Annotated in this window: 13 protein-coding genes; all 13 read left to right on the top strand. The window is 50.9% G+C overall.

Annotated elements, in window-relative coordinates:
• Positions 1-25: 25 nt before the first annotated feature.
• Positions 26-193 carry a hypothetical protein gene (locus V3C10_14780; protein ID WVP60569.1) on the top strand — a complete coding sequence of 56 codons (168 nt, stop codon included), beginning with the start codon at positions 26-28 and terminating at the stop codon, positions 191-193.
• A gap of 204 nt (positions 194-397) precedes the next feature.
• The gene (locus V3C10_14775; protein ID WVP60568.1) at positions 398-1,228 is read left to right on the top strand and encodes an FAD binding domain-containing protein; all 831 of its coding nucleotides are present in this window, start codon (positions 398-400) and stop codon (positions 1,226-1,228) included.
• Positions 1,206-1,685, top strand: coding sequence for a 2Fe-2S iron-sulfur cluster-binding protein (locus tag V3C10_14770; GenBank protein ID WVP60567.1), 480 nt, complete (start codon positions 1,206-1,208; stop codon positions 1,683-1,685). The genes V3C10_14775 and V3C10_14770 overlap by 23 nt, the downstream gene beginning before the upstream one ends.
• The gene (locus V3C10_14765; GenBank protein ID WVP60566.1) at positions 1,682-3,979 is read left to right on the top strand and encodes a molybdopterin cofactor-binding domain-containing protein; all 2,298 of its coding nucleotides are present in this window, start codon (positions 1,682-1,684) and stop codon (positions 3,977-3,979) included. The genes V3C10_14770 and V3C10_14765 overlap by 4 nt, the downstream gene beginning before the upstream one ends.
• Positions 3,976-4,701, top strand: a complete 726-nt coding sequence (locus tag V3C10_14760) for a nucleotidyltransferase family protein (GenBank protein ID WVP60565.1) — start codon at positions 3,976-3,978, stop codon at positions 4,699-4,701. The genes V3C10_14765 and V3C10_14760 overlap by 4 nt, the downstream gene beginning before the upstream one ends.
• Positions 4,702-4,707: 6 nt before the next feature.
• A complete protein-coding gene (locus V3C10_14755) occupies positions 4,708-6,321 on the top strand; it encodes a response regulator (GenBank protein ID WVP60564.1) in 1,614 nt (537 codons plus the stop codon).
• Positions 6,322-8,121 carry a sensor histidine kinase gene (locus V3C10_14750; GenBank protein WVP60563.1) on the top strand — a complete coding sequence of 600 codons (1,800 nt, stop codon included), beginning with the start codon at positions 6,322-6,324 and terminating at the stop codon, positions 8,119-8,121. It begins immediately after the preceding gene.
• A complete protein-coding gene (locus V3C10_14745) occupies positions 8,121-9,092 on the top strand; it encodes a substrate-binding domain-containing protein (protein ID WVP60562.1) in 972 nt (323 codons plus the stop codon). Before V3C10_14750 ends, V3C10_14745 begins: the two co-directional genes overlap by 1 nt.
• A gap of 12 nt (positions 9,093-9,104) precedes the next feature.
• Positions 9,105-10,139 carry a galactose ABC transporter substrate-binding protein gene (locus tag V3C10_14740; protein ID WVP60561.1) on the top strand — a complete coding sequence of 345 codons (1,035 nt, stop codon included), beginning with the start codon at positions 9,105-9,107 and terminating at the stop codon, positions 10,137-10,139.
• A gap of 1,006 nt (positions 10,140-11,145) precedes the next feature.
• A complete protein-coding gene (locus tag V3C10_14735) occupies positions 11,146-12,264 on the top strand; it encodes a substrate-binding domain-containing protein (GenBank protein ID WVP60560.1) in 1,119 nt (372 codons plus the stop codon).
• Between the two features lie 81 nt (positions 12,265-12,345).
• A complete protein-coding gene (locus V3C10_14730; protein ID WVP60559.1) occupies positions 12,346-13,854 on the top strand; it encodes a sugar ABC transporter ATP-binding protein in 1,509 nt (502 codons plus the stop codon).
• An 18-nt stretch (positions 13,855-13,872) separates the two neighbouring features.
• Positions 13,873-14,868 carry a beta-methylgalactoside transporter gene (locus V3C10_14725; protein ID WVP60558.1) on the top strand — a complete coding sequence of 332 codons (996 nt, stop codon included), beginning with the start codon at positions 13,873-13,875 and terminating at the stop codon, positions 14,866-14,868.
• 205 nt (positions 14,869-15,073) lie between these two features.
• Positions 15,074-15,373, top strand: coding sequence for a hypothetical protein (locus V3C10_14720; protein ID WVP60557.1), 300 nt, complete (start codon positions 15,074-15,076; stop codon positions 15,371-15,373).
• Positions 15,374-15,398 lie beyond the last annotated feature (25 nt).

Genomic DNA, 15,398 nt, shown 5'->3' with positions numbered 1-15,398 from the left:
TGAAAATTACAGGGGGAAAGTGTTAATGAGCACCCGTTTAATAATAGAAGGAAACAGTGTATACGAAATTGATGAAGACTGCCTCGCCTGCAGTGAGAAACTCGCGCGAGAAAAAAAGGAGGCGGGCAAGAGGACAGGCGACAAGATTGAACACAGGGGTGCACAGGGGCGCCGTGATAATAATGGAAGATAGGAAAGAAAGCGGCGGCAGCCATGAATTTTACGGAGCGTTGGTTTCACGGGTTACTGTTCACAGGCAGTATGCCGCAAGCCGCTTTTTCCTTGTCCTAAATTAAGCTCTATGGTAAAATATCTGTAAACCGTGTTTGAGGCCGGAACAGCCTCTTTGCCGACAAACGGCAGCCACACGGCACGGATTAATACGGAGGATAAATCGGTGATTCATTATAAAAATTATGTTAGACCAAAGGATTTGGAAGAGGCATTCACGATGAATGCCAAAAAGTCGGCGGTAATAGCAGGGGGATTCTGCTTTCTGCGTCTGCAGAACAGGAATATCGGAACACTCTTGGATCTCCGGGAGCTTTTATCGGATCGGATCGAGGAGACGGAGGAGGAATTCCGGATTGGAGCCATGGTCTCCCTGCGTCAGCTGGAGCTGCATGAAGGGCTGAATGATTTTATGTCCGGGGCGGCTAGGGACTGTGTCTGCCACATTGTAGGAACGCAGTTTCGAAACTGCGCCACGGTGGGGGGAAGCATATTCGGTAGATTTGGGTTTTCCGATATCCTGACCTGTTTTCTTGTCATGGATTCCTGGGTGGAACTTTACCGGGGAGGGAGGATTCCCCTTTCCGAGTTTGCGGCCATGAAGGCGGACGGCGATATTATGACTGCTCTCATCGTGAAGAAGACGGGCAGAAAAGCGGCCTATGAGATGATGAGAAATGAGGCGGTGGATTTCCCGGTGCTCTCCGTCGCCGTTTCGGAGGATGAAAACGGAATGACGCGTCTGGCGGTCGGCGCAAGGCCGGCCAGGGCGTCAGTCATTGAAGCAGAAGGCCTGCTTTCCGTCCTGGATGGGGAGAAGAGGCGCGCAGAGGCGGAGAAACTGGCCGGACGCTTTACTTACGGCACCAATATGAGGGGCAGCGCGGAGTACAGGGAATACCTGGCGGGCGTTCTCATCGGCCGGGCGGCCGGACGCATCGGCGCATTGAGAGAAGGACAGGAGGGCAGACGGAATGAATCTGACATGCAGGATTAATAATAAGACGGTGAGCGCGGATATTGCTCCCGATATGATGCTTCTTGAATTTCTGCGCTCCCAGGGGTGCTACAGTGTGAAATGCGGCTGTGAGACGACAAACTGCGGCCTGTGCACCGTCTGGATGAATGGAAAACCGGTGCTTTCCTGCGCCGTTCCCGCGATGCGGGCGGAAGGGGCTGAGATTACGACATTGGAGGGCGTTAAGGAGGAAGCGGAAGAATTCGGCCGTTTTCTGGCCGGTGAAGGAGCGGAGCAGTGCGGCTTCTGCAGTCCCGGCTTTATTATGAATGTCCTTGCGATGAAGCGGGAACTGAGGGAACCGGACGACCGCGAAATCCGGGAATACCTGGCAGGCAATCTCTGCCGCTGCACCGGCTATTCCGGTCAGATGCGCGCGATCAGAAAATATTTTAATTACATAAAAGAAAAAGAGCAGGAGGGTCAGGAGTCATGAATAAGGGAAAGAATGTGAACCGGCCTGTGATGAAAAAAGACGCTTTGGCCCTGGTGACAGGAGCTCCGGTCTATACCGATGATCTGGCCCCGAAGGACTGTCTTGTGGTGAAGGTCTTGAGAAGCCCTTACGCCCATGCGCTTGTGAAGACCATTGATACGAAAAGGGCAAAAGCCGTTCCGGGAATCGCCTGTGTACTGACCTGGGAAGATTCGCCAAAAAGCCGGTTTACCCAGGCGGGACAAACTTATCCGGAGCCAAGCCCGTACGACAGAAAGATTATCGACCAGCGTATGCGCTTTGTCGGCGATGTGGCCGCCATCGTGGCGGGAGAAACGGAAAGCGCCGTGGATCAGGCTCTCCGGCTGATTAAGACGGAGTATGAGGTGCTGGAACCGGTTCTCGATTTCAGGACGGCAAAGGACAACCACGTGCTGGTCCATCCGGAGGAGGACTGGAAGGCGCTCTGCCCGGTGGGAGCCGATAATCAGAGAAACCTGTGTTCCAGCGGATCCGAGTCGGACGGGGATGTGGATGCGGTGTTGAAGGACTGTGATTTGGTGATTGAGAGAACCTATCACACGAAGGCGGACAACCAGACGATGATGGAGACGTTCCGGGCCTTTACCTATAAGGATGCTTTCGGGCGGCTTAACGTGGTGGCGTCCACCCAGATTCCGTTCCATATCAGGCGGATTCTGGCTAATGCCCTGGATATCCCGAAATCGTCCATCCGCGTGATCAAACCGAGAATCGGAGGCGGGTTCGGGGCCAAGCAGACGGGAGTGGCGGAGATTTATCCGGCCCTTGTCACGATGAAGACGGGACGCCCGGCCAAGATGGTATTTACAAGATACGAATCCATGATTGCCTCCTCCCCGCGCCATGAGATGGAGATTACCGTCCGGATGGGACTGATGAGCGACGGCAAGGTCAGGGCTATCGATATGTATACGCTCTCCAACACGGGAGCATACGGGGAACATGGGCCGACGACGGTCGGACTCAGCGGCCATAAGGCAATTCCCATCTACACGCCGGAGGCATTCCGGTTTACCTATGATGTGGTCTATACAAACTACCAGTCATCCGGAGCCTACAGGGGGTACGGGGCGACCCAGGGCCTCTTTGCGGTGGAGACGGCGTTAAATGAGGCCGCGGCGATACTGGGACTTGATCCGCTCCAAATCAGGAACCGGAATTTCCTGCAGGAAGGCCAGATTATGCCTGCCTATTACAATGAACGGCTTCAGAGCTGTCACGTAAAACAGTGCATGGACAAAGCGGCGGCCATGATGGACTGGGCCGGAAAGTATCCGTCCAGAGATATGAAAAACGGTAAGGTCCGGGGCGTCGGAGTCGGCATTTCCATGCAGGGTTCGGGCATCTCAGCCATGGACGTCGGAACGGTGACAATCCGCCTGAGCGATGAGGGCCATTATAATATGATGATCGGGGCAACCGATATGGGAACCGGCTGCGACACGATCCTCGCACAGATGGCGGCCGACTGTATGGACTGCGATGTGGATGACATCGTCGTGTCCGGAGTAGACACGGATGTTTCGCCCTACGACTCGGGTTCCTACGCATCCAGCACCACCTACGTCACCGGAATGGCCGTTGTCAAAGCCTGCGGAGAGCTGCGGGCAAAGATTATCGCCCAGGGTGCGGAGCTTCTGGGAGTTCATGCGTCAGAAGCGGACTTCGACGGTTCTTTCGTTTTTGCAACGGAAGCAGGGACGGGGGAAGAACAGAAGGTTTCCCTGAAAGATATTTCCACAAAGAGAATGTGCGGTTCCGGCCTGGCTCTTGAGGCCACGGTTTCCCATTCCTCCCCGGTATCGCCGCCTCCGTTTATGTGCGGAATGGCTGAGGTGGAAGTGGATTTGGAGACGGGGAAAATTGACCTTCTCCAGTATAAGGCGGCCGTGGACTGTGGTACGGTGATAAACCCGAACCTGGCCAGAATCCAGGCCGAGGGAGGCATCGTCCAGGGCATCGGCATGACGCTTTTTGAGGATATAAATTATACAGATAAGGGAAGACTGAAAGAGAACTCCTTTATGCAGTACAAAATTCCCGCCAGGGTGGAGGTGCCGGATTTGGAGGTGGAATTCGATTCCAGCTATGAACCGACAGGGCCGTTCGGGGCAAAATCAGTCGGCGAGGTTGTCATGAACACCCCGCTTCCCGCCATTGTGCAGGCGATTTATCATGCAACCGGACTCTGGTTCCGGGAGCTTCCCGTCACACCCGAGAAGGTAGTGAGGGGGCTTAAAAAACTGCCATGATGAATGTGATTCTGCTGGCGGCCGGTTTTTCAAAACGGTTTGGCAGCAATAAACTCCTTCACTGTATCGACGGAACGCCGATGTACCGTTACGCGGTGGAGGCGGCAAAAGAATTCCAGGAACGGTTCATGGAACCGCTTCAAAAGCCGGGAAAGGGAGAAGCGGTCCGCCTCATCGCCGTGACGGCTTATGAGGAGATTGGCCGGGAACTCTGCAGCCATGACGGCTTTATACCGTATGGTGACCCGGCCGGATGTATTAAACCGGCTGAATGTATTGAACCGGCTGGATATAATGCATCGGCCGGACACATAAAACCGGACAGGCGGGTGGTGTTCAACAGGAACCGGGAAATGGGGATTTCTCATTCCATCGCGCTGGGGATTTGGGCGGCCGGAGCCGTGTCGGAGGAAGACGGCCTGATGTTTATGGTCTGCGATCAGCCGTGGCTGGCGGCCGGTGAGATCTTCCGGCTGGCGGAGGAATTCAGGAGGACGAATAAGACGATCGCCTGCCTGTCGGACGGAGGAAGGGCCGGGAATCCCGTCGTGTTTTCGGGGAGATACCGGGAGGAGCTTTTAAGCCTTCGCGGCGATACGGGCGGAAAAGCCGTAATCAAGAGGCATCCAGGGGAGGTATACCTCTGTCCCGCCTCAAATCCGGCGGCGCTTGAGGATATCGATTATATTGACAATGACATAGACAGGGAAGAAGATGAGTGATGCGATATGAATCTTTATAAGATTATGCTGGTAGACGATGAGGAAGAGGTAAGGAAAAGCATTATTAACAAGATAGACTGGGCGGACACCGGATTTGAAGTGATCGGAGATGCGGAAAACGGCAAGGACGCCCTGGAAAAGATCGAGCAGAATGAGCCGGATCTCGTCCTGACGGATATAAAAATGCCCTACATGGACGGCCTTACGATGGCGGAGACAATCCGCCAGCAGTATCCATCGGTGAAGATTGTGATTTTTTCCGGCTTCGATGAATTCGAATATGCGAAAAAAGCGATTAAGCTGAATGTAATTGAGTACATTTTAAAACCGGTGAACGTGGAAGAGCTGACTGCGATCCTCAAAAAAATCAAGAAAAATCTGGATGAGGAGATTGAGCAGAAGAGGAACGTGAACCTCCTCAGGGAGAGCTATATCAAAAATCTCCCGACCATCCGGGAGCATTTCTTAAACGACCTGATCCATGGGGGAATGTCGGGGGAAACCATATCGGAGAAACTGAAAGAATATGATATCGACATAGACAACGCCCATAAATGGATTGTTGCCGCCATCCATCTGGAACCGGACGAGAAAGTGGATAAGGCCGTATCCCTCCATAAGGAACGGGAGCTGATTCCGATTTCCGTCCAGAATATGATAGAAGAAAAACTGGAGGGCCAATACCGTTATACGATGTTCCACTCCTCCTTTGAGAGCATCCTGATTGCCGCGATCGACGAAAACAATTCCCAGACGGGCCTGGTGGCCATGCTGGGCGATATCTGCAAGGAGACGAAAAAGATCCTGGAGGTTTCCGTCACAATCGGAGTCGGTGAGAGCTGTAATTCCCTGGCCGATATCGGCCAGTCCTTCCACTCGGCGTTAAATGCGCTGGGTTACCGGGCCGTGGCCGGCTCGGGCGGCCTTATCTACATCCGGGATGTGGAGCCGTTCAACCACGGAAAGCTGCAGTTCGACAGCCGGATGGAGTCAGAGCTGATAGCCGCCGTCAAATTCGGGCCGGAGGAGAAGATACGCTCCGTCGTCGGGGACGTGGTGGGGAAAATGGAGGAGACAAAGGTCCATTACCGCCAGTACCAGGCCTATATCCTGGCCGTCATCAACGCCCTGACCCAGCTTTCACAGCAGTATGACCTTCGGATCAGCGATATGTTCGGCGTGGAGACAGATTATTTTGAAATTCTTCTGAAAGTGGAGAAAACGGATAATATCAGACAGTATCTGACCGAAGTCGCCTTTAAAATGAACCGGGTGATGGAGGAGGAGAGAAGCAATACGACCAAGAATGTTATCCAGGAGGCCAAACAGTATATCCAGGAGAATTTCAGGGATCCGGATTTGTCGGTGGAAAAGATCTGCCGCCATCTCCATATGAGTCCGGCCTATTTTTCCACTGTATTCAAGAAGGAGACGGGACAGGCCTATATCGCGTACCTGACGGACGTGCGTTTAAACCGCGCGGTGGAACTGCTCATGACAACGGAAGATAAAACCTATATTATCGCAGATAAGGTGGGATACCCGGAACAGAACTATTTCAGCTATGTTTTTAAAAAGAAGTTCGGTGTGTCGCCTACGAAATTCAGGGGAGCCAGATAAATGGATAAGAAGGACAATAATCAGAGACGGCCGTTTTTTCTGAATAACAGCATACGTACCACGATTTTCATCTATTTCACGGTGACTGCGCTGGCAGCAGGCCTCCTGATTACATTTTCCCTGTACCAGAGACTTTCCGGCCAGGTCACGGCCATGGTCCAGGATGAGAACCAGAGGCTGATCGGCCAGGTGGCCCGCTCCGTGGAATCCTACCTGCGGACGATTATGAAACTGTCGGATTCGCTCTATTATGGAGCGGTAAAGAATGCGGACCTCTCCTCCGAGTCGGTCGGTTCGGAACTTACGCTGCTCTACGACAATAACAAGGACAATATCGATAATATTGCTCTTTTCTCGGAGGATGGAACGCTGGTGGAAGCGGTTCCTGCGGCAAGGCTCAAAGCGAATCTGGACGTCACAGGGGAACCGTGGTTTAAGGATGCGCTGGAGAAGACGGAGAACCAGCACTTTTCCCAGCCTCATGTACAGTATATCTTTGACAACAATGAGAACCAGTACCGCTGGGTGATATCGCTTTCCCGCGCCGTGGAGTTGACCAAGGGCACTTCCACGGCCCAGGGCGTGCTTCTGGTGGACATCAGCTATTCCAGCCTGGAACAGCTCTTTGACGGCGTGACGGCCGGTAAGGGCGGTTATGTCTATCTGATCAGCAGCGACGGCGAGCTTTTATATCATCCCAAGATGCAGCTCATTGATTCAGGCAGGATGCAGGAGAACAATGCGGTGGCAGCCGGTTATAAGGACGGCAACCATATGGAGGAGTTTGAGGGCGGCAGCCGGTTTGTGACAATCAAGTCCATCGGTTATACGGGCTGGAAAGTAGTCGGGGTGACGCCGGAAAACGTCGTTTCCCTGAACACGATTAAAACCCGGCTTTTTATCGTATTCATCATTGCACTCATTCTGTTCATCCTGGCTCTCATCAATTCCTATATTTCTTCCAGGATTACAAATCCCATCAAGGAGCTGGAAAAATCCGTGGGTATACTGGAGGAGGGCAACCTGGATGTGACTGTTTACACCGGCGGTTCCTATGAGATCCAGCATCTGGGCAAATCCATCGGGGACATGGCGGCGCAGATACGCCTTTTGATGAAGGACATCGTGACGGAGCACGAGGCAAAGCGGAAACAGGAATTTGACACGCTGCAGTCCCAGATCAACCCCCATTTCCTTTATAATACACTGGACATCATTGTCTGGATGATTGAGAACGAGCAGAAGGCAGAGGCGGTAAAGGCGGTGACCGCGCTGGCCCGATTTTTCCGTATCAGCCTCAGCAAGGGAAAGAGTATCATCACGGTGAGGGATGAGCTGGAACATGTCAGAAACTACCTGATGATACAGCACATGAGATTTAAAAACAAGTTTACCTATGAAATCGAGGCGTCCGACGACGTGCTGGAGCTGGCAAGCCTCAAGCTGATGCTGCAGCCCTTAGTGGAAAATGCCATTTATCACGGCATGGAATTCATGGACGGCGACGGGGAAATTCTTTTGAAGGTCTGGAAGGAGGGCGCGGATCTGTATTTCTGCGTGGTAGACAACGGCCTTGGAATGACCGGCGAACAGGTGGCAAACCTCTTTAAGGGGGCGTCCCACGTGGAATCCAGGCGCGGTTCCGGCATCGGGGTTAAGAATGTCAATGAGAGGATCAAGCTTTACTTTGGGGAAGAATATGGTCTTTCCATTGAGTCGGAGCCGGACGAGGGCACCACGGTAAGGATACATCTTCCGGTCGTGCCGTACAGTGAAGCGGTGGAGAGGGGGATGGTATAATGGCAAAACAAGAAAAAGTCCTCTGGGGTGTTTTTGCAGGAATCCTTGTGTTCCTGTACCTTCTATCCTCCACCGATTTGATTATTAAGGAAAAAAAGTCGGAGATTTACCCGATTTCCATCGTTATCGCCGATACGACGGACGACTACTACGTCAACTTCCGAAAAGGCGTTGAACAGGCCGCCGACGATTACAATGTGGATGTCAGTTTTATTACGCTTTTTGATAAAGAAGATGCGGACAGCCAGATGGATCTGGTGAAACGTGAGATCGACGACGGGGCTCTGGCAGTCATACTGGAACCAGTGGATTCGATGGAGTGTATGACCCACATGGATACGGCGGTTCTCGGGAGTCCGGTGATTGTAGCCGGGGAACTGCTGCCGTCGGAAAGTGTGAAAGGAGCGGTAGCCACGGATCACTTTGAAGAGGGCAAAAAAATGGGTGAAGCTATCGTTTCGGAAAATACACCGGAGCTTCCCGTGTACGTTTTCGCCGACAGCCTGACTCACGGCTATACGGGGGAACGGCTGGAAGGACTCAGGACGGTATTGGAAGAAAACGGCTATGCGATGGCTGCCTATGAGAGGAAAACGGCGGACACATTCCGGAAAATCATTGAAGAAACTGTCTATCCGGGAAGCGGGACGGCCGTGATTGCCTGCCTGGATCCCTCAAGTACCAGTGAGGCGGCGGAAATTATAGGCGGAAGCCCGGTATATGGAAAGTATATTGTGAGTCTCTACGGGACCGGGACAACCCCATCCCTCTTAAACCAGATGGACAAGGGAGTCATCAGGGGAATGGTGGTCAGCAATGAGTTCGACGAAGGTTATCTCTGCGTGGAGAAGGCAGTGGAAGCGATTCAGAGAAAGGGAGCCAGGGAGCAGATCCGCCTGGATGCCTATTATATAGAAAAAACGGATTTAAGGGAAAGCAAATTCGAGAAGATTCTGTATCCGATTGATTAGGGGGAATGGCCTATGAAGAAGCAAAAACGTTTATGGATTACGGCGGCCGCCATGGCGGTGGTATTGGCCGGGTGTATGGTTCTGCAGGGCTGCAGTGGCGATAAAAAAGATGAAAAAAAATCGATCCGCATCGGCGTGGTGCTGTACCGCGGAGATGATCCGTTTATCAACAATATCCGCTCCAACCTGGAAGACAAAGCTAAAACGTATGAGAAGGGAACCGGAATCAAGGTTGTGATGGATGTGGCCGATTCCAAGGGCAACCAGAATACACAGAACAGCCAGGTGGACCGTTTCCTCTCGCTTGGATATGACGCTATCTGCGTCAATATGGTGGACCGCTCCGCCGCCTCCTATGTCATCAACAAGGCGATGGATGCGGACGTGCCGGTGGTTTTCTTTAACCGGGAGCCGGTGGAGGAAGATATGAAGCGCTGGGAAAAGCTCTACTATGTGGGGGAGGACGCCAAGGAGTCCGCAGTTCTGCAGGGGAATATCCTGGTGGATCTCTATCAGGACAATCCGGAAGGACTCGATCTGGACGGCAATGGAAAGGTCAGCTATGTGCTGCTTGAAGGAGAGAGCAGCCATCAGGATTCCCTGATCCGGACCGAGTGGTCGATCCAGACCCTGAAGGACGGAGGCGTGCCGCTTGAGAAACTGACCGGCGGGATTGCCAACTGGGACAGGAGCCAGGCATCGGCCCTGATGGAGCAGTGGATCGAAGAATTCCCAAAAGAAATCGAGGTGGTCATCTGCAACAACGACGAGATGGCTTTAGGAGCCGCCGATGCGCTGGAGCGGAGCGGCGATTCCAGGCCGGTTAAGATTGTCGGAATAGACGGGACACCGCAGGGAATGGAAGGTTTAAAGAGCGGAAAACTGTTCGGAACGGTCCAGTGTGACAGTAAGGAGTATGCCGATGTGATTTTTGAAATAGCCGCTGCGGAATCACTTGGGCAGAATGTACAGGAAAAGGTGGAGCTGAATCAGGGAAAATATTACGAATGCAGCCAGCATACCCTGACGGCGGAGTCTTTAAAGTAAGGGGGAGGAAGAGAACGCCGCCGGGACGGCCGGGGGGGGGGCGGGATGGTGAGGGGGAGGTTGTGAGTCTTCAGTCCCGGTTTGAGTTTGGTCGCGGGTGGGGAATCCGGGCAGAAAAAGTTCCTTCGGGAAACGCTTGCGCTCTTTGGAGTACATAACAGTACTAAGGCGTCTGAAAGACGCCGCCTAAGTGCTGATGAACTCCCAGGTTCCCTGCGGAATCTTTTTCTCCCGGATTCCCCACGGGAAGGTTTTCCCCCGGGACTGAAGACGCGCAGGTTATCGCCATTCCAAAGCCCGGCCTGCGGCCGCTGATTTGGATCTCTTCCTTCAAAGGGGAGGGGATGGATGCTGCCACTACGTTACTTCGGCTGCCTTAGAACTACCTCCTTATTCTTAGAAATTAGTTTATTTTTTGTGTACCGCGAAGCGGAGATAAATCAGGTATCGAATCATTACAGGTAATGCAACTTCGTAGTGGCCGCGGTAATACCTCCCCCCCCACTTGGCGGAAGAGACAATCAGCCCCTGCAGCCGGCGGACGGGGCAATCACCTTCCCTGAGTCTTCAGTCCCGTCGACAACCTGCCCGGGGAAGGAAGGAGAAAACTTTCCGAAGGGGACCTTGGAATCCGCCGGTGCTTGATGAGGTTTTTTCGAATCTAGCACCCGCCTCGCATTCCACAAGCGGGAGCGGGTCCCCGTAGGAATTTTTTCTCCTGGATTCCCCCTCACCACACCCTATAAACCGGGACTGAAGACTCATATCCAACCTCCCACTCCCCCGTCCGCCGTCTTACAAAGGCGTCCTCATTCCCCAACTAATTCCCTCCCTTTTTGTTAAATATATAAAAAAAACCGCTCAAAAAAGTAATGATCTAAAAAAAATTATATAAGTCCCAAAAAAATCATATGGAAATATGAACAAAAGCCATCTATAATAAGGGTGTCGATGGGAAAAAATAACCAATCGTCAAAAATACTATATTAAGGGAGGAACTAGTATTATGAGATCACTCAAAAAATTTATGGCAGTCGGACTCGCAGCAGCAATGGTATTTTCCATGACAGCATGCAGCTCCAAACCAGCAGAGACAGCCGCACCGGAGACACAGGCAGAGACTACAGCAGAGACTACTGCCGCAGCAGTTGAAGAAGCAAAGACCGAAGCAGCAGAGGCTGTTGAGGGCAAAGATCCTGCAACTGTTAAAGTTGGTATTTCCATTTATCAGTTCGCTGATAACTTCATGACAGTTTACCGTCAGGAATTAGAGAAATATTTAACAGAAGAATTAGGCGTTAAGAAAGAAAACATCTCCATCATGGACGGCAAGAACGACCAGGGCGAGCAGATGAACCAGATTAGAAACTTTATCACAACAGGCGTTGACGTAATGATTATCAACCTTGTTCAGGCTTCTTCCGAGCCAACCGTTACTGAAGAGTGTGCAAAAGCTAACATCCCGGTAGTTTACATCAACCGTGAGCCGGAAGCTGAGAGAGAGCAGGCTTGGAAAGACGAAGGAATCAAAGCTACATATGTAGGCGCAGATGCCAGACAGTCCGGTACATTCCAGGGCGAAGAAATCGCAGAGCTTGAGAACAAGGGCGATGCAGACGGCGACGGCGTTGTTCGTTACATCATGGTTCAGGGTGATCCGGAGAACGTAGATGCTCAGTACAGAACAGAGAAATCCGTTGAAGCTTTAAAGGCTTCCGGCGTTGAAGTTGAAGAACTCGTTAAGATGCGTGGTGACTGGGATCAGACAAAGGGCCAGGAAATCACAGCTAACGCACTTGCACAGCACGGCGCTAAGATCGATGTAGTTTTCTGTAACAACGATGCTATGGCACTTGGTGCATTACAGGCAATCGAAGCAGCTGGAAGAAAAGTTAACGAAGATATCTACTTAGTAGGTGTTGACGCTCTTGTAGAGGCTGTTGAGAACGTTATGAACAACAAGATGACAGGTACTGTATTCAACGATTACATCGGCCAGGCTCACACAGCAGCTGACAAGGCTATGGATTTCGTAAACGGCAAAGATGTTGACAACGTATACATGGTAGACTATGTAAAAGTTACAACAGAGAATGCAGCAGAGATTCTTGATTTAGTTAAATAATTCTGCTCGGCAGAAATTATGGAATGAATGCGTCGGGTGTGTCATCTTGACACACCCGATTTTATGAAAGGAGAGAATGGGATGGCAGAGTACAGATTGGAAATGCGCGGGGTATCGAAGAGCTTTCCTGGCGTTAAGGCCCTGGATCAGGTTAATCTGAAGGTCCGTCCTGGTACGGTTCACGCGCTGATGGGTGAGAACGGTGCAGGGAAATCCACCCTGATGAAATGCCTTTTTGGTATTTACCACATGGATGAGGGTGAGATTTATCTGGACGGAGATAAGGCAGAGATCGGTAATCCCGACGAAGCGCTTCACAAGGGTTTGGCGATGGTTCATCAGGAGCTTCAGCCGATACCGGAGAGAACGGTCGCAGAGAATATGTATACGGGCCGTTATCCGATGAAGAAGTTTGGACCGATTCAGGTGATCGACCATAAGAAGATGTTTGAAGAGACGGCGAAATGGCTGGAAGACGTAAAGATGCCCTATAACCCAAAGGCAAAGCTTGGAACCATGTCAATCGCTCAGATGCAGTCGGTAGAAATTGCCAAGGCAGTTTCCCTTCAGGCGAGAGTGGTGATTCTGGATGAGCCGACCTCCTCTCTTACAGATAATGAAGTATCAGCGCTCTTCCGTATCATCAGAGACCTCAGGAACAGGGGAGTATCCCTGATTTACATTTCCCATAAGATGGCGGAAATTCGTGAGATTTGTGATGATATTACCATCATGCGTGACGGTACCTACGTAGGTTCCTGGAGCATGGATGATATCACAGACGATGAGATCGTTAAACAGATGGTAGGCCGTGAACTGACGAATATTTATCCTCCTAAGAATGACGCCGAGGTAGGCGAGGTTCTCCTGGATGTAAAAAATTATACGAGTATTCACGATCGTTCCTTCCAGAACTGTTCTTTTGAACTCCGCAGAGGCGAAATCCTGGGCTTTGGCGGCCTGGTAGGCGCACAGAGAACAGAGCTTATGGAGGCAATCTTTGGAATGCGTCATATCACCACCGGAGAAGTTATTATCAAAGGGAAAAAGACGCATATTCAGCGTCCGCAGGATGCGATCCGGGCAGGAATCGGTATGATTACCGAAGACCGCCGCGGCACCGGCATACTGGGCTGTCTTTCTATTGCCGACAACGTATCCATATCCTCAATGGATCAGTATGTTGAGATGGGTGTCAAACTCAACAAGGGAAAGATTGAACAGCTGGTAAAGGACAATGTGGCCAAACTTAGTATCAAGACTCCCAGCAGCAAGACTTTGATTCAGTCTCTGTCAGGAGGTAACCAGCAGAAGGTTCTGATTTCACGCTGGCTTGCCAACAATCCGGATATTCTTATTATGGATGAACCGACACGAGGCATCGACGTCGGTGCGAAATATGAGATTTACCAGATTATGATCGACCTGGCAAAGCAAGGTAAGGGCATTATCATGATTTCTTCTGAAATGCCGGAATTAATCGGTATGTCCAACAGAATCCTTGTCATGTGCAACGGACATATTACCGGAGAAGTGAAGGATGAGGAAGCGACCCAGGAACGTATCATGAGTTACGCGACCAAATTCTAGTGATAGGAGGAAGAGAGAATGGATAAGAAAAAAGTCAATGTAGCGGACATACTTATTAACAACGGTATTATTATATTAATTTTTCTCATGGTTATCTTTGTCGGTGTTACCAAAGAAAATTTCTTTTCAGGCAGCAACTTCAGCAACGTTTCCATTAACGTAGCCTGCCGTTTCATCATCGCGGTCGGCGTATCCGGCTGTCTGATTACAAAAGGTACCGACCTTTCCGCAGGACGTGCGGTAGGCCTTGCAGCCTGCCTGGCAGGTACACTGCTCCAGAAAGCAGATTACAGCGGCCGTTTTGAACTGACCAAGAATTTTCCTCAGCTGAATGTCTGGATCATTCTTTTAATCTGTATCGGCATCTGCTGTATTTTTGGCCTTATCAACGGTATTGTTATTTCTTACTTAAGCGTACCTGCTTTCATCGGCACACTTGGTATGCAGATGATTATCTATGGTATTAACCTGGTTTATACGAAATCTATCCCGATTGGCGGATACCGTACCGATTACACAGCCATTGCCAATGGTAAATTATTCGGAGTCTTCCCTTATCTGTTTCTTATCGCTATTGCAATCGGTATCGTTATGTGGTTTGTATATAACTATACACGCCATGGCAAATACATGTACGCAATCGGCGGTAACGAGGCTGCGGCAGAAGTTGCCGGTGTAAATGTTAAGAGAACGAAGATTAAAATCTATGTAACGGCAGCAGCCCTCTATGCAATCGCAGGTTTCCTGCTGGGAGCAAAATCCGGCGGAGCTTCGGTTAACATGGGTATGGGTTACGAGCTGGAAGCTATCGCGGCTTGTACCATCGGTGGTGTATCCGTTAACGGCGGTATCGGACGTGTGTCAGGTGTTGTTATCGGCGTTCTCGTATTCGAGCTTCTGAAGACATGTCTCCAGTTCCTCGGAATCGACCCGAACTACCAGTACATTGCACAGGGTGTCGTTATCGTAGTTGCTATCGCACTTGATATCAGAAAATATATTGCCAAGAAGTAATTTATTATAATTAACCTGCGGCAGTTTGAAGTATTTAATACGGTCAAAGCGGTTAAAGTAATTTAAAGGAGCGGCTTACACGCCGTCTTTCATAAAAGAGGAGTTGCAGGCGGGAGAAGTCTCCGCATACGCGGCTCCTCTTTTGGAATCGCAGGAAATCATTTGAATTTCAGGAAACAGAATCTATGAGGAGTGAAAATTGAAAGTGGGTGAGAATTTGGAAGACAACAGACAGGACAGTGAAAGAATAGAGGAACTCTCCCCGGAAGGCGCACCGGAAGAAGCGCCGGGCGGTTCTGGAGAAGCTTTGACCGAAGAAGAGGAAAACCTTCGGAAACTGGAGGAGGAGAATGAAAAACTGCGCAGGGAGATAGAGCGTGTCAGAAATCTTTCTCTGAAAGAGAGGCTCTATGACAAGGTGAACGTGTCGGTCAGAACCCTGGATATTTTCATCATAGTGATGGTAATTCTTGGAATTATTGTTGTGATTCTCGGAATGAGATAGAGAAAAGAAGCATTGCCCAAGGCAG

It is taken from the genome of [Clostridium] symbiosum (assembly GCA_036419695.1).
Lineage (GTDB): Bacteria > Bacillota > Clostridia > Lachnospirales > Lachnospiraceae > Otoolea > Otoolea symbiosa_A.
This window is presented reverse-complemented; position numbering and strand designations above follow the sequence as displayed.

Excerpts from the sequence above, each read along its gene's own strand:
- V3C10_14780 (WVP60569.1), top strand. The coding sequence starts at position 26 with ATGAGCACCCGTTTAATAATAGAAGGAAACAGTGTATACGAAATTGAT.
- V3C10_14770 (WVP60567.1), top strand. The coding sequence starts at position 1,206 with ATGAATCTGACATGCAGGATTAATAATAAGACGGTGAGCGCGGATATT.
- V3C10_14765 (WVP60566.1), top strand. The coding sequence starts at position 1,682 with ATGAATAAGGGAAAGAATGTGAACCGGCCTGTGATGAAAAAAGACGCT.
- V3C10_14760 (WVP60565.1), top strand. The coding sequence starts at position 3,976 with ATGATGAATGTGATTCTGCTGGCGGCCGGTTTTTCAAAACGGTTTGGC.
- V3C10_14755 (WVP60564.1), top strand. The coding sequence starts at position 4,708 with ATGAATCTTTATAAGATTATGCTGGTAGACGATGAGGAAGAGGTAAGG.
- V3C10_14750 (WVP60563.1), top strand. The coding sequence starts at position 6,322 with ATGGATAAGAAGGACAATAATCAGAGACGGCCGTTTTTTCTGAATAAC.
- V3C10_14745 (WVP60562.1), top strand. The coding sequence starts at position 8,121 with ATGGCAAAACAAGAAAAAGTCCTCTGGGGTGTTTTTGCAGGAATCCTT.
- V3C10_14740 (WVP60561.1), top strand. The coding sequence starts at position 9,105 with ATGAAGAAGCAAAAACGTTTATGGATTACGGCGGCCGCCATGGCGGTG.
- V3C10_14735 (WVP60560.1), top strand. The coding sequence starts at position 11,146 with ATGAGATCACTCAAAAAATTTATGGCAGTCGGACTCGCAGCAGCAATG.
- V3C10_14730 (WVP60559.1), top strand. The coding sequence starts at position 12,346 with ATGGCAGAGTACAGATTGGAAATGCGCGGGGTATCGAAGAGCTTTCCT.
- V3C10_14725 (WVP60558.1), top strand. The coding sequence starts at position 13,873 with ATGGATAAGAAAAAAGTCAATGTAGCGGACATACTTATTAACAACGGT.